The following is a 26,020-nucleotide window of genomic DNA, read 5'->3' on the forward strand; positions in this document are numbered from 1 at the left end:
TATTTTACTAAAAAATCCAACTTATGGTTGGATTTTATTTTATATATAAACTTATTTCACTTACATTGCTAATTAAATTTTTACCAGTATTTTTTGCTAGCTTTGTTCCAGATTTCATAGCAAATGAGTTTTCAACATTATTTAGCATTTCAAAGTCGTTGTCTCCATCACCACTTGCAATTATATCCCTAGGATCAATGTTGTATTTATCCATTAAATACTTAATACCACTATATTTAGAAACATCTTTGTGCATTATTTCTAAAACAAATGGAGCTGTATGCAATACCTTTATATCATTTAATTGTTCTAATAAACCCCTTATATAATCAAAGTCTTGAGGATGTGCATAAAGAGCTACATTGTTAAGTTTTTCATTTGTTAAAACAGAGTTTATATGTTCTTCAAATTTATCTTCTTTATTAAATCAATTATCCATAACTATTGTAGAGTCATATCTTGGAGTTTCTTCTTTTATTCCTGAAATTTCAATAGCATTGTAAGTATCAGATAATTTAATTCCACAAAAATTATGTAAAGTATTTAATATATCAAATATCTTTTCTCTTTCACCCATAGGAATTGAAAGTTCATATAAATTTTCTTTTCCCTTAAACATAGCAGCTCCATTGTTTGTTATTTTATAATCAACATCAAAACCATATGTTTCTATAATTTCATTTACATGATCGATATCCCTTCCAGTAGCTATAATGAACTTATTTTCTTTAGTTCATTCTTTTACAAAGTTAATATCTCTTTCTATCATTTGTCAGTTATTTTCTTTTAAAGTTAAAGTTCCATCAAAATCACTAATTCATCACTTCATTCTTTTTATCCTTTCTAGATAAATCATATTTAATAAATATGATATAAAGATTATATTTCATTAAAGTAACTTTAAGGCAACACTTTTCATACAAAAAAATAAAAAACCAACATAAGTTGGTTTATTATTAGCCATGATTTTTGTCGTTTGCACACATTTGACATTCACTACAATTATCGTCAAATGCACATCCACAGCCGCAATCTTTACAATCTTTATTACATTCCATGAAAAGTACTTCCTTTCATATTTATATTTTATATGAGTAATAGGTAAAATAATTTTATTTTAAGTGTTCCAATAAAATTTCACTTATTTTTAAACTTCCTTGTGAAAGTATTAAGTTAAATTGTTCTTCATTTGAACCATTATCAATATGATCACTTATAATCTTTAAAGATATTATAGGCTTTTTAAAGATATAAGCTGATTGAAAGAACCCAAAACATTCCATATCAAAAATTTTGATTGTTTCACTAATTGGGTTAATTATTTTATCAACTTTTTCATTTGAGTTAATAAACACATCACTAGAACAAATATCTACTTGTTCAAATTCTTTAAAACTTTCTAAAAGTTCTTTTTCACTACTATAAAATGAAGGCATTCCAGGAACTTGTCCTAAAGTATAACCAAATCCAGTAGCATCAGCATTACCCAAATAACTGTTTTTTACAACAACTGGTTGAAGTGGTTGTAATTCATTTGAAAAAGTTCCTACAAGTCCTGCATTTATAAATAAATCTATATTGAACTTTTGATTAACATATGCAAAACAACTTGATGCATTTATTATTCCTACTTTTGAAATGGCTATATAAATATTTTCTTTTTGATATATTTCAAAATAATCATTTTCAATTAATTGAGCATCTAACTCTTCAATTAAACTTTGAGCTTCTTGCTTCATAGCAAATAATATAGCGTATTTTTTCATTTTCTTATTTATCTCCTTTTATTCAAAAATTATAAGTTTCAATAAGAGACTTCCCTATTGAATCAATTGAGTGCTTTTGTATTGCAACTTCATATTGATTTTTTAATAGTTCTTTAAAACCAAGTTCTAAATCAGATTTTACTAGTGCTCTTAAGTTTTCTACACCTTCATAATTTCTTTCTGCTGAAATTTTATCAGCACAAAAAACTATCATATCAAGAGTTGTCATATCAGTTGAACCAACTGTGTGTTTGAATATTGAATCAATTATTTCTTTGTCAGAAAATAATCAATCATTTTTTAAATGATATGCTCCAACAAATGAATGTCACACAGGAGTTGGTTCATTTAATAAATCCTTATTATTTAGTTCTAAACATTTTCTCATATCTTGTTCGCTTCAATGCTTAGCAACATCATGAAGTGTTCCTGCAATTTGTGCTTTGTTTAAATCAACATTGTTTAATCTGGCAAGTTCCATTGCCATTTGTCCAACATTTAAAGAATGAAAATATCTTTTCTCATCCATTTTACTTTCAACTCTTTCAAGTAAATACATCAGATTATTATTTACATAATCATTAACTTCTTTTATTTGTAAATTTAAATTTTCTAAGTTTCTAATTTTTGTAGAACTTAAATGATTATTTTCAAATTCAAAAGTTTCTAAATTATATTTGTCAACAATAGTTTGATTGAAATCTTTTGTTCTTAAAAAAACTTTAAAATTAATTTCCTTAATTAACTGTTGAAAATTATCTCACTTTTCAAAATTATCTAACTGATCAGATCCCATAATAAATGAGAATTCAAATTCTGGATACTTTGATTTAAAGTACTTAACACTATCGTAAGTAAAACTTGATGTTTGTTTTGATATTTCATAAGTATCTATTTTTGCAAAGTCTAGATCTTTTAAAGCCAATTTGAGCATTTCTAATCTTTGAGTTACACTTGAAGTTGATAAGTTCTTAAAAGGATTAACGTAAGCTGGGACAACTCAAACTTCGTCGAAGTGAAGTTTGTCTTTACAACTTTTAATTATGTTTACATGATCTGTGTGAACAGGATCAAAACTTCCCCCAAACAAAGCTATTCTTTTCATTTTATTGTTCCTTACTAATTAGTTCTTTTAAATATTTTCCTACACCATTGTTATCAATGTGGTCAATTACTTTTCAAGCAATTTCTTTTAAATTTTCTACAGCATTACCAACAGCAATACCATATGGCAATTCACCTACCATTTCCATATCATTATTGTTATCCCCAATAACATGAATGTCATTTAAATCCACATTCATAATCTCAGCTCATTTTTTAATACCACTTGCTTTATTAACACCTTTTGGCATTGCATCAACTAAAATTCTTGATTGAATTATTGTTGAAGGATTATATAAACCTTTTTCTTCTAAATATAGTTTTAGTTTTTCCGCTTTTTCAACTTCTAATTCACTGTCAAGTGAATACATTAATTTAACTGTTCTGTGAATATCGTTTCTAACTTCTTCAATTAATTCATTATAGTCGTTATATAAAATAAATTGTGGTTGATCTTCATCTGCATAGTGTCCATAAAGTTCTTTATAAGCTTTAACTCTTTCTGCATTTTTCAAAGCACACAAAGTTGTTGCTGTATATAAAGAAACATCTAAGTCATTGTCAATTGAATATTGTAATAAATCTAATACAACTTCTTTATCCATTAATGCTTCATAATAGACTTCTCAAGTCACTGGGTCGGTAATAGCTCCCCCATTTGAACTAATAACAGGTAAAGTAACATTTAATTGTTTAACGTAGTACTTCATGTTTTGAAAAGCTCTTCCTGTAACAATAAAAAAATTATTGCTTGTTTGTTTTTGATAATCATTTATATCTTTAATTGTTTCATCTAATATTTTAAAGTCACTGTTTTTTACAACAGTACCATCTAAGTCACTTCCAATATAAGGTAATTTCATAGTCTTATATCCTCCAAAATTAATTTTACAAGATAATATAAAAAATAACCACCTCATAAGTGAAAATGGTTATTTTTTATATATATAACTTGTTGTAAAGTATTCCATTGTTGAAACACTTACAATATGAACTGGATATTTATCAACTTTCATTACAGGAATAGCATTTAAGATATCATTTATAAATAAAATACCTTCAATTTTTATTTCTGATTCATCACCATTTAATTCAATTCCAAGTTTTTTAATTTGTTTTTTTAGTTTCTTTAAATCTTTTGCAACTGTATTGAATGTTCTTGAAAACATCATTGATACAATTCTTGAGTTTAAACCATAAGTATCGATTGTTCTTTTAGCATTTATTCAATCAATATTTTCTGCTGAATAAAAGTTTGTAAGGACAAAAAATAATCTATTTAGTGCTTTATCATATAAAATACAATCTACCAAAGAACTATTTACTCCATTATTTTTTTCATCTATAAAGAACGGAAGCGTTTTAGGATCAATTGCTTTCATAACACCAAATCTTTTTTCAATTTTTTTAAGTTGTTCATTTATTGTAGGATTGTAATCTTTTCTCAACATTACATTAAATGTTTTTGAAAGTTTTTTGTCAAAGAAGTGATATTCTCTTTGCATATGATAGGCCATTCAAATAAATTCAGGAAAAGCTAATAAAATAGGATTTCCATTTGAATCTCTAAATTCTAAAATTGGTTTTTTATATATTAAATCATAGAAATTATCTAGCTTATAATTTCTATATTCTTCTGACTTTTTATCAAAAGTAACATATTTAATAATAAATTCTATTTCTTCCATTGTATATAATTTTTGACTTGCAGCAGAAGCTTCTGTGAAAAGAGTTTGTTCTAATTCAACTACACTATAGTATGGTTTGTTTAAATATATTTTTTTAATTTCATCAGCTACAACAAAGTAATCATTAAGATTAACATTTCCAACCAACATTAATTGTTTGTAATAATCTCTTACTTGATTTTCTATTGTTATATAGTAAGGTTCTAAACTTCAACCTCTAAAATCATTTACAATAGTTTTTCTCTTTTCGTTTTCTTCTTCAAATCCTTCTTCATCAAAAAAACGATCATAGTTCATTGGAACAAGTACATTACTATTTATTTTTGGATAACTTCTTTTTGAATCATTTATTTTAAAAGCATAGTCACTTAAATCACATGAGTATTTTATGTAAGTATACATTCACATAAATAAAAAAATATCTTTATAAGCTTTTAAAGAATATAAATCCTTTTCTATATACTCATCCATTCTTTGAAAAATATTAAATGTATCTATGTCAGTATCTAAATAACTCAATCCAAAAGTTGTTAAGGTCTCATAATATTCTTTTAAGCTTTTTTTGTAAATATTGTAATTAAATTTCTCGTTAAAAAATTTAAATACTCTCAAATCAACATTGTATATAAGTTTATTAATTGTTGATAGTAAAACATATTCTTGAGAAACTAGTCTTGCTCCTAAAAAAACTAAACTTGTAAAAAGAGATTTTACAATTTTTCTTTCCCCATCATTTTTTACTTTTACAAATTCCTTTTTTTCTTTTTTATAAGAATGTGTTATATAAAATTCATATCTTTCTTTTATTCTTTGTTCAATATTAACTTTTAATTCATGCATATTATTTTCATACTTTTTAAATAGTAAAAAAGCATTTTCCAAATCTTCACCTTTTATGTCAAAGTAGTCAAAATAATTTAATTTATCTTCAAAATCATAAAAGCCATTTTTACCAGCTATTTTATTAAAGTGTTTTTCCATAAGGCACCTCTTCAAAATGTTAAGTATATTATACCTTTTTTTCGCTTGCTTTAATAGAGGTCAAAAAGAAAAACACACTTGAGTGTGTTTTTTATATTTCCTTATAATCTTTTAATAAGCAATTTTCACATAAGTTCTTAATCCTATTTAATTGAGAAACTGTCATGTATTGAGAAGGCTTTCTGCAAGAATCACATTCAATATTATTATTTTCTGTGTGTTGTGCATTAAATTCTTTTATTGCACAATCTTTACAAAATACAATTATAGTATTTAATTGATTTATTTTTTTAAGTTCTGCTGGTTTAGAACAATTTGAACAAATATATTCTTTCATAATATCCTCTTTTTCTTATAATAATCTAATTATATTTAAAAATAAGGCGTTTATTTTTAAAAAAATAAATATTTTTTTAAAAAAATTGATTTTTTGATTAAATTTTGATATATTTAATTTGTCCTTTTGGACAACTATGACGATTAAACTATGTGGGCGCAGTTACATCACTTATCTGACGCATTCATTCTTTAATTCAATATAACATCCTTTCTTTCGATGAGGTCACTTGTATTGGTCATAGTTATAAGTGACCTTTCATTACTCATTCATATCTTTTTAATTATTAGCAAATCAATTACATATGCGAAAGCATGATTAATAATATAAAAAAAATACGCTGACCCTAAGGCGTATTTTTTTCGTTTATTTTGTTTTTTACTTGTTTCTTTTTCTGTAAAGCGGTGCTGTCATTCAAATATGAATGAACATAAACAATATTGGCATAATAATTTGCCCTATTATATAAATTCAAGCTTTTTGACCATCAGGATATAATAAAATATTTCCAGTTTTAGTTAAATACATCCCTTGTGCATAAACAGATCAACTTATTGCTAAAGAAACGAATGTAACTATTAATATTTTAGAAAGAATATCAATTGTTTTAGCCTTTTTAAAGCCTCTTCATATAAATAGGTTGATAAAACTTAAAAATATTAATAAGCATTGTATAGATAACATTGAAATTATAAATATATCTAAATTACCAGCTATGTAAGTGCTATTTGGAAAGTTTGTTGTTCCATTGCTTATTTCATTATTTAATAATTCAAAAAATCTAACCATTTGTCCGAAAGGAACAACTATATATGATCCAGTAATTGATAATTCATAATCACTTGAAAAGTTTAATCCTTTAAAAATAACTGTTAAACTGCCATCTTGTGTTTTATATTCAAAACCTAATAAACAAAAATATAAAAAGAAGTAAAGTATAACTAAAACATTTATTATGAGTAATGCATATTTTGCTGGTAACCTAAAATTCATATAATTTACCTCTTATTCTTAATATATTTTACTAAAAAAATAAACAAAAAACCAACTATTTAGTTGGTTTATAAGTATTAATAATATAGTTTATGAATATAGAGTCTTCCCCGCCTTCAGGAGCAGTTTCCTCTTCACCAACTTGAGTTTTTACACTAAATGATGAGTCATCACCTTCTTGTATTTTATAACCTTCTTTAGCTTTTACAGTAACTGTAAAAGTAACATCAGCAATTTCATATTCACTTGAAGTTGCTTCTTTAACAGAATCAATTTCTAATCCTTCAGTAAGTTCGGCTGCTTTTAGAGCATCAATTGCTTCATTATTTGTTTTAAAAGTTGTCTTTGCAATTTCATCAAGAACAGCTTGAACTCCAGAAGTTGAAACTTCTTTATCTTCAGGAGCAGTTTCCTCTTCAACAACTTGAGTTTTTACACTAAATGATGAGTCATCGCCTTCTTTAATTACATATCCTGTTTTAGCTTTTACAGTTACTGTAAAAGTAACATCAGCAATTTCATATTCACTTGAAGTTGCTTCTTTAACAGAATCAATTTCTAATCCTTCAGTAAGTTCGACCGCTTTTAGAGCATCAATTGCTTCATTATTTGTTTTAAAAGTTGTTTTTGCAATTTCATCAAGAACAGCTTGAACTCCAGAAGTTGAAACTTCTTTATCCTCGGGAGTTGTTTCTTCTTCACCCACTTTAGTTTTTACACTAAATGATGAGTCGTCACCTTCTTTAATTACATATCCTGTTTTAGCTTTTACAGTTACTGTAAAAGTAACATCAGCAAATTCATATTCACTTGAAGTTGCTTCTTCAACAGAATCAATTTCTAATCCTTCAGTAAGTTCGACCGCTTTTAGAGCATCAATTGCTTCATTATTTGTTTTAAAAGTTGTTTTTGCAATCTCATTAAGAGCAACTTGAACTCCAGAAGTTGAAACTTCTTTATCCTTAGGAGTTCCAGTACCCTTAACAATTAAAGTTATTTCAAAATCCATTGAATCTCCAGGAGCTAATTGGAATCCATTTTTTAATTTAAATTCTACTTTTACAGTTAATGGATAATTTTCACTTATATCTTCAGGAACTTGAGATACTATGGTTGCATTTTGACTTAAGATACCATATTTTTCTCCAGATACACCTAATAAATTATTTATAGCTTCTTTTTGATAGTATTGCCCAGCAAAAGCAGTTGCATGTTTTTCTAATTCATCTTTATACCCTTCAATATCTGCATAATTAACTGTTACCTTTATTTTGGCAATAACTCCAAATGATGTTTTATCATTTTCCTTAATTTTATAACCATTATCTGCTTTTACAGTAACTGTGAATTGTTTGTTTTCAGTTTCATCATCTCTAGTTGATTTTACTTCTACTTTATCTATAATCAAACCTTTATCTAACTCAATTTTTTTAATGAAATTAATTGCTGAAGAATTATCATCAAATGGATCTACATTTCCAGCCAAAGCTTCATCCAAAGTTTTTTGCACATTTTCTGTAGAAACAACTTCCAATCCTTTTGTGACAGTTACTTTAAATGTAACTTCTTTAGCATCTCCGTAAGTTAGTTTAATATTTGCAGTTCCCTCAGCAACAGCAACTACTGTTAATGTATCTTTACTTGTGTCTACAGTTACAGTTGCAACCGAGACTTTATCTGATTCCGCTTTTAAAACAGAATCATTTTTATTTTGAATAGTGACTTTTTGATCTTGTGTTTGACCTATTTCCAAACTCATATCTGAAACAGAACCGATAATTGGTGTGGGAACCGATACTTTTAATGCAACTTCATGAGGACCTTTTTGAGAATCTGTTAAACTATATCCACTTTTTGCCTTTAAATTAATTGAATAAGTAACATCGTAAGTATCTGCAGCTCTGAAAGAAACCTTAGTAACATTATTTACAGAGGCTTGATCATTAAAGTTCAATTTTTTAATTGCATCTTCTGCGGCTTTTTCATTAGCATAAGGTTCATTTTCTTTTAAACCATTTAAAACGGATTGAATATCAGAATCAGATAAAGTTGATGGTGTTTTTTCTCCAAAAAAATACTTGTAACCAAAGTAACCACCAACAGCAGCTCCACCAATCAATGTTATAGTTAACAATGCAATCATTAATTTCTTAAAACCTTTACCTTTTGGTTTTTCGCTAACTATCCTAACATTGTGATTTGAATTTTTATCTTCTCTTCTATTTCTTCTTTCATCTATATAGTCATCATCATATCTATCATCTCTTTTTGATCTTTTGTCTTCTCTGTGATTTTCATCTCTTCTATCATCATAGCTATCTTCGTATCTTGAATTTCTTCTTGATTCTTCTCTTCTTGAAGTTATGTTTCTACTATTTGTAAGGATTGACTTTAAAATGCCAATTTCTTCCATAACTTCTTTTTTATCCTCTAAAACTCAATCGATTTTTTTACTTAATTCTCTAATTTGTTTTTCTATAGATGAACTGTCAAAATTTGAAGAACCATTAAAATTATTACTATTTTGATTATTTGAGTAATCACGGTTGTGATTGTGATCATGACCACCACATGAACCACTGGCATTAGTTAATGGTAAACCAAAAAATTGCCCGTAGTTTTGAGGTGTTTGTGTAGGTATTCCTTGTGCTGTTTGAATATAATTTGTTGCATCAACTAAACGCGAGAATTTTGCAACAATAAGATTTGAAAATGTATTAACAACACAATACATTCCATCAACAATGTTTATAAAATACATTTGTTAGCCCTCCAGTAAATTAGCCTTTTTTACTTTAATTAGATAAATTATACCATAATATGATATTTTCTTAAAGACATATATTATAGACCAACAAAATAATAATTGCTAGTTTTTTTAAAAAAAATAAAGTTCAAAAACACTTTAAATAGTGACTTTTGAACCTTTTCTATTTTTTTTGCTATTTTTCATGATTAAAGATTTTTCTTGAGTTTCAATTTCTTCTATAAATTCTACAGGAGTATCATTTACATTTTCTATTTCAGGAACAATGTCTATAACTTCAATATTTAACCTTCTTTTTTCTTCGATTAAAAATTCTTCTTTATTAAACTTTGTTTTATCATTTTCATTAAGTATAACTATCCCATTTATTGAAGTTACATATGATCTTGCATCTTCAAAGCTATTAAATTTAGCTATTAAAAAACTATCTTCGAAATTATATACACAGTAAAGATCATCTAATAAATTTATATAGTACAAGTTATACCTCCAAAATTTCAAGAACGATTTATTTAAAATAATTATATCATAATTTGGCTATATTTTAATTCAAAGAAAAAACCCTTTAAATGAGGGTTTTTTTATCAAATATTAGCATTATAATCTGGATTATTTTTATTGTCTGAAACATGTTTTTTTCAATATTCTTCAATAAGTGGTTTTCATTCATCGCTTATTGCTAAACCATATGGGAAAGTACCCATAAATCTAGAACTGTCATTTCATCATTGACCAATATTGTTTAAATCCTCATCACTATCCAAACGTTTTCCGTATATGTTTACTTTTCCAACATACATTCTTTGACTTTGATCTTCTTTATCTCAAAGCTTTTTTAAACCTCTATCATATATATCGGTTCTAAGTTTATCCATATTTCTTGTAGTCATATTTATTTGACCTTCTTGAAGTAACTGAGCAAAAGCAATATCATCATCTGCTTTTGAATAATCTACATTTGAAGAAGTACTTTCTGAATAGTCTAAACTTACTTTCTTATTGTGTATTTCTAGATTATTTGAAGAGTCATAACCAAATATTTCAATTAGTTTTTCAGTTGCATACTTATTAAATAGTGCAATTACATGATAAATTCTTCATGAATCATGATCAACACCAGATATTTCTTGTTCACCATCAAGAGAAATAGCTTCATTTAATTTCTCTAGCATAATAGTTTCTAAATTACTTACACTTGCAGGCAATGAATGATTTTGTAAACCAAATATATCTAAATCAAGTCTTTTTTCTGGTAATTGATTAATATATTGAATAAGAGCATTATAACTTCCATTTTGAGGTGATAATCTTTGACCTAAAAACACATTTCTAAAGCCTTTATCAGAAATATATTCTTCTTGACTTCTATTTTCATCAGGTTTATATCATTGTTCTTCTTTTCCAGTGATTGGAGTAGAACCTGATCAATAATATATTTCAAATTTATATGATGAGTCATATCCAAAATCAAAGTATGAACTTTGATTTGTAAGTGTCATAGAGCTTCTACCATTATTTTTGTAAAGTATTGCATTTAATTGCCCTGAATAAAATGCAAATTGATTTGAATTTACATCAAATTTATTTCTCGAATCTTCAATAACTTCTTGAAATTTATTTGCAAATTGAGTTTTATTAATAGAACCAAACTCATTTCCATTATTTCTAATTGTGTTAATCATTGAACTAAATTCATCTAATAGAGTTTTGTTTGTTCATTCTTTACTTTTTAAATTATTCACAGCATTTGTTAAACTTCCCATCATTCCAGTAACAATTGCATCTGCATCAGCTTTTTCTGTTTCATCAAATAAAGGTCTTCCTTCTTTATCTTTTAAATTATGTCTATCGATTGCTTCACAAATCATTACAACATAGATTTGATTTTTAATTATGTTATCTATTTGTTTTGCATCCATGCCTTCAGAAATATAGAATGGATTTGCCAATATATATTCGTTTAAAGCTTGCTCTATTTTTTCTTTAGAGTTTTGTAATATCATATTTCCAAAATCTAAATTAATAATTTTATTATTTATAAAATCAGCAGCACTTGGAGAAAAGTTAAAAATACCTGATGGAACTTTTGCAGTTTTACCAGTTTGCATTCTGTTTAACTCAAATAATTTAGAAGATGTTGAATAACCTTGATATATAACACCTTTTGTATCCTGTTGGTCATTTATAACAGGATCTACAACATTTATTTCATCTGAACCTTGTTTGTGCACACCTTCTGGGTGTGATTCATCTAAAACAACAATTCCACTATTGTCTGCTACAAGTTTTCTATTTATATTAATTCTTGCATAAACAGGTTCTCTTACACCATTTCAACCAAGCAAATCTTCATCTAAAAAAGTAACTGAAAGAGATCAGTCATTTTTGTTTTTCATTCATCCACTAACATTATTAAATAATCCAGCTGATGTATTTCCACTAACTAAATCTTTAATTGTTCATTGTGATTGTCAAGTTAATTTATTTGCAATTCACCCATAACCAGGAACTTTTGAAGAAATTTCACTTAAAAATTGATTAGCCATTATATAAACACCTAAACTTTTTTTAATCATTCCTCCCATTGGATTATTTTGAATAGCTTCTGATAAACCAAGGCTTTCTAAAACTTTGTCGATATCTTCATTAGACATTAAAGAATTAACTTTAACTCCACTTTTCACTAATTGGTCTTCAGTCAAATTATAAATAGATAGTATCTTTTCTTGGTCAGTATAGTTCAAAGAAGTGTCAAGACCACCGTTACATGCAACAACTGTTGTCGAAGCAACAACAGTTAAAGTTAATGAACCTAAAATTGAACAAATTTTTTTCATATCTTAACATCCTTTCAATTCTAATTAATTATACTACTCATCTTCGTTTTTATTTTTTCTTTGAGCTTTTGCTTCAAGTTTTTGAAGTTTAGCTTCCCTTTTTGCTTCTTTCACTTGATCTCTTCAAGCTGTATACATATCAATAACTTTTTGAATTTGTCTTCCAACTCAAGCCAAAAACATACCGATTGTTCAAAAAATAATTATAGTTGCAAATACACATCCAACTCCATAGTATAAAAAGGCACTAACACCAGCAACTCTTTCGCCAAAATCATCAGAAAAAGCTCCTCCGATCGCATTAAATGCTTGATTTGGAAGAAGTCCACCTCCATCCATATAAGTTAATATTCCTGGAATAAAAATAAACACTACAGCAATACCTGAAAAATGTATAAATTTTGTTCAGTATAAATACTTTTCTTTTGGAACTTCTATATATTTATCACTTAGTTTTTCTTGAATAAATCAATTTGCAAAAGTAAAGTAAAGTACAGGTATTATTGGGATAATTGGGATATATCCAATAATTGTGGCTGCAAATATAAAACCTTGAGCAGAATTAGGTTCTTGTCTAGATTCTGCCAATAAAAATGATAAACCCTTAAATCAGTAGTAAAAACCACCTTGATTATGTGGAACTACATACGAAAAAGTTAGCATTACCATTTGAAATGCAAATAAACAAGTTATGATAAACACCATTCAAAACATTTTATAAAGTCTTCTGTATGGTTTTAATCTTATTAAAAACTTACTAAATCTTTTCATTTTATCGCTCCATAGTAATATTTTAAATGAAAATAAGCTTTATAAATTACTAAAAAGTAAAAAATAGATTCTTTATTTTATTAAATTAAATAGTATTATTAATAAAGCGAGGTGTTTTATGAATGTTTTGAAAGTAACTCCAAGGGGTTTTTGTCTTGGGGTTGTTAAATCTATTAAAATGGCAAAAGATGCAGTAAAAATGTATCCAGATAAAAAGATATTTATGATTGGTCTTTTAGTTCATAACAAAATAATTGTAAATGAACTTGAAGAGTTGGGAATAACTGCAATTGACGATTGAAAGAAATCTCGTTTAGATATCATTACAACAATTCCTAAAGGAAGTGTTGTAATATTTTCAGCTCACGGAACTGATCCAAAGGTCATTAAAAAAGCTGAAGAATTAGAATTAATTGTTGTTGATACTAAATGTGAATGAGTATTAGAAACAGAAGAAGTTATTGAAAAATATTTAAAATTAAGTTTTGATGTGATATTTATAGGTAAACACGATCACCCTGAAACTATTGCTCTAACTAGCTTGGATAAAAATAGAATTCACTTGGTAACAAATTTAGAAGAAGTAGATAATTTAAGTATAAATAATTCAGATGTATTTATAACAAACCAAACAACTCTTTCAATAATAGATACAGAAGAAATTTATAAAAAAGTTAAGGAAAAATATCCTAATGTAGTTTATAAAAATGATATTTGTGAAGCAACATTAGTAAGACAGCAAGCGGTTTTAGCACTAGACCCTAATGAAGTAGATTTACTTTATGTTGTTGGTGATGAGAGAAGCAATAACACATTGAAACTAGTGGAATTAGCACAAAACAAGGGAATTAAATCTATTAGAATAAATAGGAAAGAAGAAATTGACTTAAAAGATTTGGAAAATGTAAATACTGTTGCAGTTACAGCAGGAGCTTCAACATCAAGTATAATTCAAAATCAATTTATAAAATATTTAGAGGAATTAAAAAACGAAACTAAATAGTTTCGTTTTCTTTTTCTTTATTTTTTTTATAAATTGTTTTTGATATTAGAAATAAAACTCCAGAAGGAATATTCAATGTAACAAAAGACGCCACTATTGATAAATTAGAAACACATTTATTATTTAAAAATCTTGAAATAGAAATAATAAGTCCAATTATTTCTACCGATAATACATAAACAGTTGTATTACTTACAGATGTAAGGGTTATCACCTCTACATTATGCTCATTTATAAAAATAGTTACCAAACCAGATATAGCAAAAACTATATAAATTGCTTTGATGATTATTCCTGCTAAAAAATATTTCTTGTATTTTTGCATAAAATAAACTTAACCCATTAAAGAATTACAAAAGTATTTTTAATATCATATGCACTAACTTTTAATTCGTTTCCAAAAGTTTTTAATAATTTATTTTCTAAATCATCTATAAAATGGTTCTCCATGTAATGACCCAAAGTTAACATATCAACATTATTCTGATCAGCATATAATCATTCATTTCATTTAGCTTCTCCTGTTACAAAAAAAGTATTTTGTAACTGCAAATCCATCATTGTTGATGCTCCACTTCCGGGAGTTAAATAAAATCTATCTATTGCTTTTTCTAAATCAGAGTTTCTAGTCAATAGTGATTGTTGCTTTCCAAAAATAAATTTAAGTTTGTCAACAGCTTCTCTTAAAGTTACAGATCTCAACAATTTAATTTTATACCCTTCATTAAAGCTACCAACCTTATCAACACTTTTAACATTTAATTGCATTTCAATTAAATCAATAATATTTTGCTTTTCACTGTTGTCATAGTTTGTGTGTATGGAAAATATTTGTATTTCATTTTCAATACATAAATCATAAATTTCTTTTTTTGCCAAGTTTTTCATCTCTTCTTCTAAATCAGAAAAAAGAAATGGGTGTCTACTTATAATAAAGTTAGACTTATTTTCAATTGCATAGTGTACAACTTCTCTAGTTACATCAAGACAGACAACAACGTGTTCTACCTCATCTTGACTTTCTAAGTTGTAAACTTCTTCAATTTGTAAACCAACTTTATCTCATTCAGCTGCATTTTTTTGTGGAAATACATCATTTAGATAGTTGATTAAAGCGTTAGCTTTTATTTTATTCATTAATTAGATTTCTCCTTTTTAAAAGTTTACTAATTTCTTTTTTTCTTTTCAAAGTTTGCTTATAGTTTTTATCCTTTTTAGGAATTTGTTGTAGCAATTTGAAAAGTTTCTCTTCTTCTTCTAGTCACTTTTGTAAGAATAGTTTATTTTTTTCATCTTTAATTAGTAATGGCCCAAATAAAATATCATTTCTGTTTTTTATTTTGGTTCCTGCAAATTTATTTATTTTGATGATTTCATAAATAATTTTGTTGTCTTCTACGATAATTTCTTTTTCTACAAAGTATTTTTTGTCCTTTGTTCATTTTCTGATTGGTTCTAAACTTGTATTTGAAGCTATTATATAAGAATAAATATTTTCATTATCTTTCTTTAATATGTCTAAAATAGAAGTTGATCCCATTCCTGCAATGATACAAGAATCAAGTTTAATTTTATTCGGTATCGTTCATTCAATACCATCTGCCAATATTGTTTCAACTTTATCTGCAACACCAAATGATGCAAGATTATTTTTTGCAACATTAAGTGGTCCTAATGCCACATCAGTTGCATATATTTTTTTTGCTTTTCCGTCTTTAGCTAAATAAATTGGAAGGTAAGCATGATCTGTTCCAATATCTGCAACAACTTCACCTTCTGTTATTAAACTTGCTAAAGAAAATAAGCGCGGGGTTAAAAAACTCAAATTAACCTTTAAAGAAATCTCTTAAAGCTTTTGCTTTAGGATTTGATGCAGATGGCTTGAATTTTCTAATTGTCTTAGCCTCAATTTGTCTAATTCTTTCTCTTGTAACTTTTAATTCTTTACCAACTTCTTCTAAAGTTTTTGGTGAATCATATTTAGAAAGATGTAATTGAATCATAGGGTTTTTATATTTTTGAATTTTTTCAATTGATGTATCATAGTGAATATCTAAATCAGCAACTGCTTGTTTTAATTCTTCATAACTATCATCATCACACTCTTGTGCAAGTCTTACTAAAGTTCTTAGTTTAGTTGGTAAGATACCAAATCTCATTCTAACAACTTTTTCTTCTCTTGGAGCAAGTATGTCAGAGAAAACTTCATCGATAACTTCTCTTAAAGCCTCTTTTTCAGCATATTCATCTGGAGATGAAATATCTTTATCTTCAACAAAATCTCCGAAATGAGTATCATCTTCATCACCAAATGGTTTTTCTAAACTAACTGGTTCAATTGACAATTTTTTGATTTCAATAACTTTTTGTGGAGTAATTCCTTTTCCAAAAGTTTTTGCAATTTCTTTTGAAGTAGGTTCTCTACCCAACTCTTGAGTTAATTGTCTTTCAATTCTTGTAAGTTTGTTAATTGTTTCAACCATATGAACCGGAATACGAATTGTTCTTGCTTGGTCAGCAATAGCTCTTGTTATAGCTTGGCGAATTCATCATGTAGCATAAGTTGAAAATTTAAATCCTTTTTTGTAATCAAATTTATCAACAGCTTTCATTAAACCAATGTTTCCTTCTTCAATTAAATCTGCAAAATCCAATCCCCTGTTTAAATGCTTTCTAGCAACAGAAATAACAAGTTTTAAGTTAGAAGTAATTAATTTATCTCTACCTTCTTTTGCAATTTCTGGATCTGAATCTTCTAACATTTTTGCATATTCAACTTCTTCATCTTTAGTTAAGATTTTTGATGAACCAATTTGGTTAAAGTAAGATTTAATAATATCTTGAATTTTTGTTTCATTACTAATTCCACCAACTCTATATTTAACTGGTGTGTTGTTTTCGTTAGCTTTTTTTAAATCTTTTCTTTCTTTATCTCTTTTTCTGAATTCACCTTCAAGTTCATCAGCATCATCATCGTTTTCTTCATCTTCATCTTCGTCTTCATCTTCATCTTCGATAAAGTCATCAGTAAAGTTAACTTCTCTTTTTGCAAGTTCATCAAATAGTATGTTAATTTCTTCCTCATCAATATCTTGGAATTTCTTGAAAATAACTTCTTGAATTTCTTCTTGAGCTATTTCGTTATCGTTTTTATCTAAATAATTTCAAAGGTATTCTTTGAATTCTTCCATTGTTTCAAATTTTTTTAAATTTAATGCCATTATTGTTTTCTCCTTTTTTCGTAAATTTTGTTTCTATCTTTTAATAGTTCTTCGATTTGTTCAGCATAATGAATTTTTAATTCATTATCTTCAATAGAATTCATTTTCTCGTTATAAGTTCTAATTTCATCTTCTATTTTATAAAGTTCAATTATATTGAAGCAGTCTTCCATACCTTTTGAAGTTAATCTATTTTCTATAGAAGAAAAATGTCTATTGTTTATATCAAATATATATTCACAGTAAGCTTCATTTATTTCTCTAATATCATTTGCAATTTGTTCTCAATTGTTACCAACATATTTTTTTGTTTCATATTGTTCTATAACAAAATTAATTATTCTTTTTACTCCAACACTTTCAACTTGATTTATTCTTTTTTTCATTTCTTCTAATAAAGAATCATTTTCTAATATTGTTCATACAAGTGCTGCTTCTGCAAAATGTCTTGCACCTTCTATTTTATATTTTGGTTTTGGTGCTATAGTATTTTTATTAACTGTTTCAAAAATTTCTTCTGGAAAATCCATATCCTGATTTTCTGGTTCAACAAACGAATTCATCATTCTATTAATATAATCTTCGCTCATTTCATAATCTGGATTATTATTTTGAACTACACTTTTTTCTTGATGATTAACTTCAATAATTTTTACATTGCTTTTTGAGCTATTAAAATTATTTTTAATTGTTGCTCTTTCGAGTTTTGTAATTTCAGATAAGTTCATAATTATTGAATCAATTATGCTTTCGTTTCTTTCATATTTCAAAATTGAAATAACTTTTTCAACAAACTCACTTACCTTAATTGAATTTTTTGCATCTAGCTCTTTTGAAAAATATCTAACTGCAAAATCTGCTGGGTGAATTGAATTTTCAATCATTTGATTAATTAAATTCTTTTCACCCGCTTTTACTAATTCATCAGGATCTTTTCCAGATTGGTTCTCAATAATTGTTACATCAATATTCTTTCCTAATAGAAATTGAGAAATCTTTAATGCAGCATTAACTCCCGCTTTATCTCCATCAAGAAATAATTTATATCTTTTAGCAACTCTTGAGAAAAGTTTTGTATGATAATCACTCATACTTGTTCCCATGATAGCTACAGTATTCTTTATATCAATTGATTCTAAACTTATTACATCCATAAAGCCTTCTAGAATTATAATTTCATTTTTAATTCTAGCTTCTTTTTTTGCATGATCAAAGTTATATGCAAGTTGAGATTTTTTAAATATTAAATTCTCACTACTATTTTTATATTTAGGGGAATCTTTCTCATCAATAATTCTTCCTGAAAATCCAATTATATTTCCTTCTTCATCAGTTATTGGAAATATTAATCTATTTTCAAATGCACAATTGTAATCAACACCGCTTTTATAAACTATACCTGACTCAAAAATATTTTCTTTTGAAAAACCAAGTTTTGTTAGATAATCAAACACTTTTACTTTATTTGGACAAAAACCAATTTTAAATCTTTTGATTTCGTTTTCACTTATTTTTCTTGTTTTCAGATATTCTCTTGCCTTAACAGAAAGAGAAGATATTAATAGACCATTAAAAAATTCTGCACAAGCTTTATTTATTTCAAACAAAATACTTTCTTTAGAATTATATTTTGGTTTTTCTTCAAAGTTCTTTAAACCATCAATTTCAATTTTTAAATCTTTTGCAATTAGCGATAGCGCTTTAAAGAAAGTAATATTGTTAAACTCTTGTACAAATGTAATAACATTTCCACCTGTTCCACAAACAAAACATTTAAATATTTTTTTGTCTGGAGAAACATTCATCGAAGGGTCTGAATCATCATGGAAAGGACAAACAGAAACGTAGTTTCTACCTTTTTTTTGAAGATCAATATACTTGCCAATAACATCAACGATGTTGGCTTTACTTAAAACTAAATCAATTTGTTGTTGTGAGATTGCCAAGTTTATACCTCCTTACTTAAATTAGTTTTGTTAATAAATATTCTCTAAGTTTTGATATTTCAATTCTTTCTTGATCCATTGTATCTCTATTTCTTACAGTTACACATCTATCACTTTCAGTATCAAAATCAACAGTAACGCAGAAAGGTGTTCCAATTGCATCTTGTCTTCTGTAACGTTTACCAATATTTCCTGTTTCATCAAAAGTTGCATCAAAGTCTAACAACAATTCTTTGTAAAGTTCATTAGCCTTTTCTTTTTGTTGTTTTTGTAATGGCATAACAGCAACTGAATAAGGTGCAAGTTTGTAAGGTAACTTCATTACAACTCTTTCACCATTATCTAATTGTTCTTCTACATAACTTTGACAGAATATTGCCAACAACAATCTTTCAACTCCAACACTTGGTTCAATAACGTGAGCTAAGTATTTTTCATTTGTTTCAGGATCTAAATAAGTTAGGTCCTGACCTGAGTGATTTTGATGCTGAGTTAAATCAAAATCACTTCTATGAGCAATTCCTCACAATTCTCCTCTTCCAAATGGGAATTCAAATTCTATATCCACAGTTCTTTTCGCATAATGTGCAAGTTCATCTGCTTCATGCTCTCTTATTGAATAATTTTTTGTATCAATAAGTGCAATTTTTTCCAAAAAGAATTTAACTTTATCTAATCAGTATTCAAATCAATCATTTGAATCATTTGGAGAAAAGAAGAACTCTAATTCCATTTGTTCAAACTCTCTTGTTCTAAAAATGAAGTTACCTGGAGTAATTTCATTTCTAAATGATTTCCCAATTTGACCAATTCCGAAAGGTAGTTTTTTTCTTAAAGCTCTTTGTGAATTTTTATATTGAACAAAAATACCTTGAGCTGTTTCTGGTCTTAAATAAACAGTTGAAGCTTCATCTTCAACAACACCTTGATTTGTTTTGAACATTAAAGTAAATTGTCTAATGTTTGTAAAGTCATTTGCATCACATTTAGGACAATTGATGGCATTTTCCTTAATAAATTTTTCAATTTCTTCATTAGATCAACCACCAACATTCATGTCAGCAAATTTTTCTTCAACTAATTTATCAGCTCTAAAGCGTGATTTACACTTTTTACAGTCAATTAAAGGATCATTAAAGTTTCCTAAATGACCAGAAGCTTGTCACACTTTTGGATTTAATATAATTGATGAGTCCAATCCAATGTTATATTCATTTCTTCTAACAAAGAAGTCTCATCATAATTTTTTTAATTTGTTTTTAACTTCAGCACCTAATGGACCATAATCTCACGAATTAGCAAGTCCACCATATATTTCTGAACCTTGAAATACAAATCCTTGTGATTTCAAGTGAGAAATTAGTTTTTCTATTTCTACTTTCATAGTTTTCTCCTAGCAATAAAAAATGCAAACTTTTAGTTTGCATATATCGAGATACTTAGCGATTTTCCTACATTAGTTGGGTGTTGTCAATACACTATAAGTGTTATTTATATTTTTCAGATTCTTTTTCGTTTACACTTAGAGCTACTGTGTCTTTTAAGAGATTGATCGGGCCCATATAAAAACCTAATGTGTTTTCAAAGTGGTCCACAACAATGTTGTGTAGCACTATTAAATCAGTATAATGGTATTTTTGCTCAACACTAAAATAAATTGTCTTTCTATTAATGTTAGTAAAAACTTTAATAAAAGACTCTGGTTGAGGCTTTTCTCCTGGTCATAAACATCTTGCACATAATAATCCGTTTTCTGTATACTCAAATCTAACAATAGGAAATGTTGATTTTTTGCACCTTACACAACCCTTTATTCTAAAAGGTTGAATTGTTTCTTGAATTAAATAAACCAAGAAAAACAAATAATTAAGAAATGCATTTCTATTGTCATTTATATTTTCTAGACAGAATGTAAGCATTTTAAAAATTTTGTAATTATTACTACTAATTTGTTCTATTTGATCTAAAACCTTAAACATTATTGAGCCATAAACATAGTTGTTGTAGTTTTGAGCTATTTTAAAGTATTCTTTTTTAATAACTCCTGTTTTCAACTTGCTTAACTTATCTTCTCTTCTTGCTTTAAAAATTTCAAAGTCACTTAAAGTGAATGTTTGAATTGAATACTTATTTTTTGAATTTGATTTATTAACCCCAGGAGCTATAAAAGATGTTTTACCAAATTGTTTGCTAAATACTTTGACGATTTTTGCATAATCGTCAAAATCAGTTGATTCCATAACTACAGCATTTATTTTTGTTGCTCCCATTTATTTCACCTAATAACTATCTTTATCGTATCCTAATTGTTTAATTAATGAAGCAGATTGTCTTCATTTTTCTTTTGTTTTTACAAATAATTCTAAGTAGAATTTTTTGTCAAATAAAGCTTCTAATTTTTCTCTTGAATGAATTCCAATAGATTTAATTTTAGCTCCTTTATTTCCAATAATAATACCTTTTTGGCTTTGTCTTTCACAAATAATTGAAGCTATAACTTTAATAATATCTTTTTTCTCTTCAAATTTATCAATTAAGATTGCAACTGAGTGAGGTATTTCTTGTTCTGTTTGTAGAAGTATTTCTTCACGAATAACTTCTCTTATCAAGAAGCGTTCAGGTTGATCTGTAAAAGTGTCATCTGGATAAAACTTAATACCAGTTTCTGGCAATTTTCCTTTGATCTCATCTAAAAGTTCTTGAAGATTATTTCCCATCGTAGAAGAAATGGTTAAGACTTTTTCAAACTTAAAGTCTTGTTGTTTTCATTCTTTTATTTTTGTTTCAAGTCTATCTGTTTTTACCAAATCACTTTTAGTAATAACCAAAAATACAGGTACATCCCTTTCTTTTAAAGCATTTAAGATAAATTTATCGTTATCTCCAATGAACTCATCTGCTGGGGCTAAGAATAATATTATATCGACACCTTTTGTAGATGATAATGCAACTTTATTCATGAATCTTCCTAATTCATGTTGCGCTTTGTGAACTCCGGGAGTATCAACAAAAATATATTGAGCATCATCTTGAGTCAATATTCCATTTATTCTGTTTCTAGTTGTTTGTGCTTTATCAGTTACAATAGAAACTTTCTTTTTAAGTAAGGTATTTAATAATGTAGATTTACCTACATTAGGTCTTCCAATAATACTTACAAATCCTGATCTAATTTTTTCCAATTTTCTTTTCTCCTAAATAGTATCTTCTGATTCTTTTATTTTTTCTTCACTATCTCTATCTTCTAGATATTGTTCAAATTCGTCATTTGATTCAAACATATTTAATACAACAGCTTTTATTTCCTCTTTATCTTTTATTGTTCAAGTATAGCGAATTGCCGAATTTAAAGACAGTATTCAAGGTATTAGCATAATTACATATAAGTAAAAGTATCAAAGTTTTGGTTGTCATGCTACATTTTGTACCATATAAAGTCCATAAGCAATGAAACCAAATAAAAATGCTTGGTTTACTCAATAAAAGATTAAGCTTCAATTGTTATAAGGAACAACATATGCAGATAAAAATATTATATATCCCGCAACAAGTATTACATATTTTGCTGCATTAAAATCTGTTCTTGCAAATATATCCATAATATGAAACACACTTGCAGTTAATATTAAAAATCATCCCGTTGAAATCATTAATTTTCTTGCTTTAATTTCGCCAGTTGTAACTCAAGTTTTAAAAATAAATCCATTTTCTCTATCTTCTGTTTTTCTATAACGATCAACTCTCATCCATTCTCTATTTCACATATTAACATCATAAAAAATTGATTTTAATGGTAAGTAAGAAAATACTGCAACAACAATTGCAAATATTCATATTCATTGAGTTCTTAGAACCTCTAACATTTGACCAATATTTTCAAATTTATGTAATAATCCAACTCAATCTAAGACAAACAAGAAACTACCATAGAGTAACGCCTCTGATATATATAAAGTATTAAAGATTGCCGTGAATATTGTTGTGCCCTTGGACATTGTCATGTTTAACATAACAATTAAAACCGCAGACATTATAAATACGTGGTAGATTTGGATTGAAAGAAATGTATTCAAAACATTTATTTGATCTTGATACAATCAAATCCACTCTTCTCCAACCCAACCTGAACCACTGTTCATATGATTTTGAACCATAATTCTTGCATAAAGAAAAAATGCTATTCAAATAGCTTGGATTGGCATTGTGTAAACAACTTTACAACAAGCTCTTAATCTTGAAAGATAATCTCCTTCTGATACCATTTTTACATGTTGAGATTTTAAAAATCTTCTTGTAAAAATTTCTCCAAGTTTACCTTTTATAAGTAAATTTGTCTTCCTCATTGTTTTCACCACCTCTTTTTTAAATAAATTAAGCTCTAAAGAATATATTTATAAGTATTAAAAAAAATCCAGATACTTGCACAGCACAAGATATTCAATAGATTATTTTATAATCTTTTCAAACCTTCTCTTTTTTTGTTAAATTAATTTGCCTAACTTCATCATTAATAACAACTTTTACCTTTTTAAATTCCATTCATTTAGTTAGAACAGAAATTCCAGCTGCACAAATGAATAAAACTCAAATAGACACGAACCCGCTATCTGGTTTTGATGCAGAAGCTTGCATATCAAATAATCAAACCAAAAAGTCTGCATATGACCCACCAAATATTACAATTAAAGTTAAAATTCAAACTCACATTTGTAATCAAGCCTTTTTTAAAACAGCTGAATGAATGTGCTTTTTTGCAAATAATTCATTAAAATACCAAACAACTTCTCTAGAATTATATTCCATAGCACCTCTAAATATAGTTTTTGCATAATCTATATCTGAATAAAGTTTTCTTTTGTTAACACCAGTTAATTTTGATAATTTCAAATCGTATTTAAGTTTTTCAAACAACTTCTCTCCATCAACTCTAGTATGTAATCTTTGATTTAAAACTTTTCTTTGAATACTTGAAAATATCAAAGGAGAGAATATGATAATTGCTAAACCGATAGCTGCAAGAACATCAGTTACAATAGTTTTTACACTTATTATTTCACTGTAAAGCATCTTTATTCTCCTCTTAATCTATAAAATTATATAAAAAAACTAGGCAAAAACCTAGTTTTGTTACATATAATTTTCTTCTATAAATTCATAATAAGCTTTTGATTTGGTTATTCAAAAACTTGTTAAAATTTTAAAACTTTCTCCTTGGACTCACTCTTCATACTGTTTAATTTTAATTTCATCATGTAGTGAATCAGTTATTGGTTCCATTTCCAAAATTTCAAAATGTCTATTTGGGAAAGAAACTATTGGTGAGAAACCTTTATAAATAAGTGTAGTTTGTAAAAAGAATCAACAAAACAGTAGAGAATTTTCTCCAAAAGTAGATTCAACATGACTTTTGTGTAAGAAAATAGAAATTTCCGTTATTATTTCATCTACTGTATTTAATTCTTCCGATCTTTTTATCATTTTACCTAATTTTTCATAAACCAAATTATTTTCATCTTCATTTGTAAATTGATCGTATAAATTACCATCTTTATTTAGCAATAAGTAAATATCTTTAAAATCAGAAACTTTAAGTCCGGGATGGTTTCCATTATTTTCTTCAATAAATTTACCTTTTTCTAAAATAACCCTTCTCATTTCCATTCAAGTATCAGCTAACATTTCAGCATATTTATCAGGTAGTTTTGATACATGATCAAAATCAGAACCAACAATTCTTGTTTCAAGCGAATTAAAAATTTCTGCAAGAGAACATTTCCCATCTAACATCTTCATATAATTAAAAGTATGGTCAGCTCCAGCACAAATTCAAAACTCGTCATTTTTATAGTACTCTTTCATTTTAAACCCCTTATTTTTTATTTTTACTCATATTTTTTTCTATCATTAAAATTAAAATTTTCTACCTTATCCTTAAACATTGTAACTAAAGTTCTAAATTCTGGACATAAAGAGAAATTTTTAGCATTATTTTGTTTTGCAAATTTTAAAATCTCAAAATGTAATTTTCATATCTCTTCAAGTTCTATACCTTCTTGGAATATAGCTGGTCCAAAACCTCTTGATATTAGCGCTGTTTCGACTAATCAAAAGAAAAATCTAAAAGTTATATCCCCTAAACAATTATCCAAAGTTAAATCATAGGCCGCTGCTAATAGATACTCTAAAAGAGAATCAAAAGTTTCTACAATTGTCATTTTTGATATTATTCTTTCAATTTTTGACAAGAATTGCAAACTTTCTTGAGTTTCACCTTCAAACATATAAAGATATTTTTTACTTGGATCCATACAAGAATAAATACCTATAAACTCTTCTAATATTAATGTATCCATCCTACGTGCATATTTTTTTTCAAATGCTTTAATTTTTATTATTATTTCTCTTACAAAATTTCACGCTTTAATATAATTTATTACCACTTCTCCGAAATCATTTGCAATTTCTGGATCTAGATATTCCTTTTCTGCTATTAATTCAAAAATTTCATCCCTAGAAGCTTTGATTTTTAACATATTAAGATACGAACTTATAAAATCCGCACCCTTATCGTTTCAAAAGTCATCATTTCGATAAAACACTATGACA

At 27.0% G+C, this 26,020-nt stretch carries 24 protein-coding genes; 1 reads left to right on the forward strand and 23 read right to left on the reverse strand.

Going from position 1 to position 26,020, the window contains the following annotated elements; all coding sequences use genetic code 4:
- Positions 1–34: 34 nt before the first annotated feature.
- The 11 genes from SMONO_RS02750 to SMONO_RS02800 form a co-directional block, all read right to left on the reverse strand.
- Entirely contained in the window at positions 35–829 is a 795-nt protein-coding gene (locus SMONO_RS02750; RefSeq protein WP_158637904.1) for an HAD-IIB family hydrolase, read from the reverse strand.
- A gap of 283 nt (positions 830–1,112) precedes the next feature.
- Positions 1,113–1,766: a 5'-methylthioadenosine/S-adenosylhomocysteine nucleosidase family protein gene (locus SMONO_RS02755; protein ID WP_101780833.1), complete on the reverse strand. Its 654-nt coding sequence runs from the start codon at positions 1,764–1,766 to the stop codon at positions 1,113–1,115.
- Between the two features lie 4 nt (positions 1,767–1,770).
- Entirely contained in the window at positions 1,771–2,871 is a 1,101-nt protein-coding gene (locus tag SMONO_RS02760) for a nicotinate-nucleotide adenylyltransferase (RefSeq protein WP_101780834.1), read from the reverse strand.
- Position 2,872: 1 nt separating this feature from the next.
- Positions 2,873–3,733 (reverse strand): HAD family hydrolase, encoded by an 861-nt coding sequence (locus SMONO_RS02765; RefSeq protein ID WP_158637905.1) that lies wholly within the window; start codon positions 3,731–3,733, stop codon positions 2,873–2,875.
- 69 nt (positions 3,734–3,802) lie between these two features.
- Positions 3,803–5,539, reverse strand: coding sequence for a hypothetical protein (locus SMONO_RS02770; RefSeq protein ID WP_101780836.1), 1,737 nt, complete (start codon positions 5,537–5,539; stop codon positions 3,803–3,805).
- A 91-nt stretch (positions 5,540–5,630) separates the two neighbouring features.
- A complete protein-coding gene (locus SMONO_RS02775) occupies positions 5,631–5,876 on the reverse strand; it encodes a hypothetical protein (protein ID WP_101780837.1) in 246 nt (81 codons plus the stop codon).
- Positions 5,877–6,254: 378 nt separating this feature from the next.
- Complete coding sequence (locus SMONO_RS02780) at positions 6,255–6,869, reverse strand: hypothetical protein (RefSeq protein WP_101780838.1); 615 nt, start codon at positions 6,867–6,869, stop codon at positions 6,255–6,257.
- A gap of 55 nt (positions 6,870–6,924) precedes the next feature.
- Positions 6,925–9,630 carry an Ig-like domain-containing protein gene (locus tag SMONO_RS02785; RefSeq protein WP_101780839.1) on the reverse strand — a complete coding sequence of 902 codons (2,706 nt, stop codon included), beginning with the start codon at positions 9,628–9,630 and terminating at the stop codon, positions 6,925–6,927.
- Positions 9,631–9,774: 144 nt separating this feature from the next.
- Positions 9,775–10,116: a hypothetical protein gene (locus SMONO_RS02790; protein ID WP_101780840.1), complete on the reverse strand. Its 342-nt coding sequence runs from the start codon at positions 10,114–10,116 to the stop codon at positions 9,775–9,777.
- Positions 10,117–10,217: 101 nt separating this feature from the next.
- Positions 10,218–12,473, reverse strand: coding sequence for a hypothetical protein (locus SMONO_RS02795; protein WP_101780841.1), 2,256 nt, complete (start codon positions 12,471–12,473; stop codon positions 10,218–10,220).
- Positions 12,474–12,506: 33 nt separating this feature from the next.
- Entirely contained in the window at positions 12,507–13,244 is a 738-nt protein-coding gene (locus SMONO_RS02800; protein WP_101780842.1) for a hypothetical protein, read from the reverse strand.
- Positions 13,245–13,362: 118 nt separating this feature from the next.
- Here SMONO_RS02800 and ispH point away from each other — a divergent pair, with 118 nt between their 5' ends.
- The gene (ispH, locus tag SMONO_RS02805) at positions 13,363–14,247 is read left to right on the forward strand and encodes a 4-hydroxy-3-methylbut-2-enyl diphosphate reductase (protein ID WP_101780843.1); all 885 of its coding nucleotides are present in this window, start codon (positions 13,363–13,365) and stop codon (positions 14,245–14,247) included.
- Here the strand turns inward: ispH and SMONO_RS02810 are convergent.
- The 12 genes from SMONO_RS02810 to SMONO_RS02865 form a co-directional block, all read right to left on the reverse strand.
- Positions 14,240–14,572 (reverse strand): hypothetical protein, encoded by a 333-nt coding sequence (locus tag SMONO_RS02810; RefSeq protein ID WP_101780844.1) that lies wholly within the window; start codon positions 14,570–14,572, stop codon positions 14,240–14,242. The genes ispH and SMONO_RS02810 overlap by 8 nt on opposite strands.
- Before the next feature lie 17 nt (positions 14,573–14,589).
- Positions 14,590–15,384 carry a Nif3-like dinuclear metal center hexameric protein gene (locus SMONO_RS02815; RefSeq protein WP_101780845.1) on the reverse strand — a complete coding sequence of 265 codons (795 nt, stop codon included), beginning with the start codon at positions 15,382–15,384 and terminating at the stop codon, positions 14,590–14,592.
- Complete coding sequence (locus tag SMONO_RS02820; RefSeq protein ID WP_101780846.1) at positions 15,377–16,072, reverse strand: tRNA (adenine(22)-N(1))-methyltransferase; 696 nt, start codon at positions 16,070–16,072, stop codon at positions 15,377–15,379. The genes SMONO_RS02815 and SMONO_RS02820 overlap by 8 nt, the downstream gene beginning before the upstream one ends.
- Before the next feature lies 1 nt (position 16,073).
- The gene (locus SMONO_RS02825; RefSeq protein ID WP_101780847.1) at positions 16,074–17,468 is read right to left on the reverse strand and encodes a sigma-70 family RNA polymerase sigma factor; all 1,395 of its coding nucleotides are present in this window, start codon (positions 17,466–17,468) and stop codon (positions 16,074–16,076) included.
- Positions 17,468–19,414, reverse strand: a complete 1,947-nt coding sequence (dnaG, locus tag SMONO_RS02830; protein ID WP_158637906.1) for a DNA primase — start codon at positions 19,412–19,414, stop codon at positions 17,468–17,470. The genes SMONO_RS02825 and dnaG overlap by 1 nt, the downstream gene beginning before the upstream one ends.
- Before the next feature lie 16 nt (positions 19,415–19,430).
- Positions 19,431–20,798, reverse strand: a complete 1,368-nt coding sequence (locus tag SMONO_RS02835) for a glycine--tRNA ligase (RefSeq protein WP_101780849.1) — start codon at positions 20,796–20,798, stop codon at positions 19,431–19,433.
- 103 nt (positions 20,799–20,901) lie between these two features.
- Positions 20,902–21,684, reverse strand: coding sequence for a DNA repair protein RecO (gene recO, locus SMONO_RS02840; RefSeq protein ID WP_101780850.1), 783 nt, complete (start codon positions 21,682–21,684; stop codon positions 20,902–20,904).
- Positions 21,685–21,693: 9 nt separating this feature from the next.
- On the reverse strand, positions 21,694–22,596 hold the full coding sequence (gene era / locus SMONO_RS02845) for a GTPase Era (RefSeq protein ID WP_101780851.1): 903 nt from the start codon (positions 22,594–22,596) through the stop codon (positions 21,694–21,696).
- Between the two features lie 12 nt (positions 22,597–22,608).
- Positions 22,609–23,757 carry a hypothetical protein gene (locus tag SMONO_RS02850; RefSeq protein ID WP_101780852.1) on the reverse strand — a complete coding sequence of 383 codons (1,149 nt, stop codon included), beginning with the start codon at positions 23,755–23,757 and terminating at the stop codon, positions 22,609–22,611.
- 28 nt (positions 23,758–23,785) lie between these two features.
- Positions 23,786–24,481, reverse strand: coding sequence for a hypothetical protein (locus SMONO_RS02855; RefSeq protein WP_101780853.1), 696 nt, complete (start codon positions 24,479–24,481; stop codon positions 23,786–23,788).
- Between the two features lie 60 nt (positions 24,482–24,541).
- Complete coding sequence (locus SMONO_RS02860; RefSeq protein ID WP_101780854.1) at positions 24,542–25,273, reverse strand: hypothetical protein; 732 nt, start codon at positions 25,271–25,273, stop codon at positions 24,542–24,544.
- 23 nt (positions 25,274–25,296) lie between these two features.
- Positions 25,297–26,013 (reverse strand): hypothetical protein, encoded by a 717-nt coding sequence (locus tag SMONO_RS02865; RefSeq protein ID WP_101780855.1) that lies wholly within the window; start codon positions 26,011–26,013, stop codon positions 25,297–25,299.
- Positions 26,014–26,020 lie beyond the last annotated feature (7 nt).

Origin of the sequence: Spiroplasma monobiae MQ-1 (assembly GCF_002865545.1) — a bacterium.
Taxonomy (GTDB): domain Bacteria; phylum Bacillota_I; class Bacilli_A; order Mycoplasmatales; family Mycoplasmataceae; genus Spiroplasma_A; species Spiroplasma_A monobiae.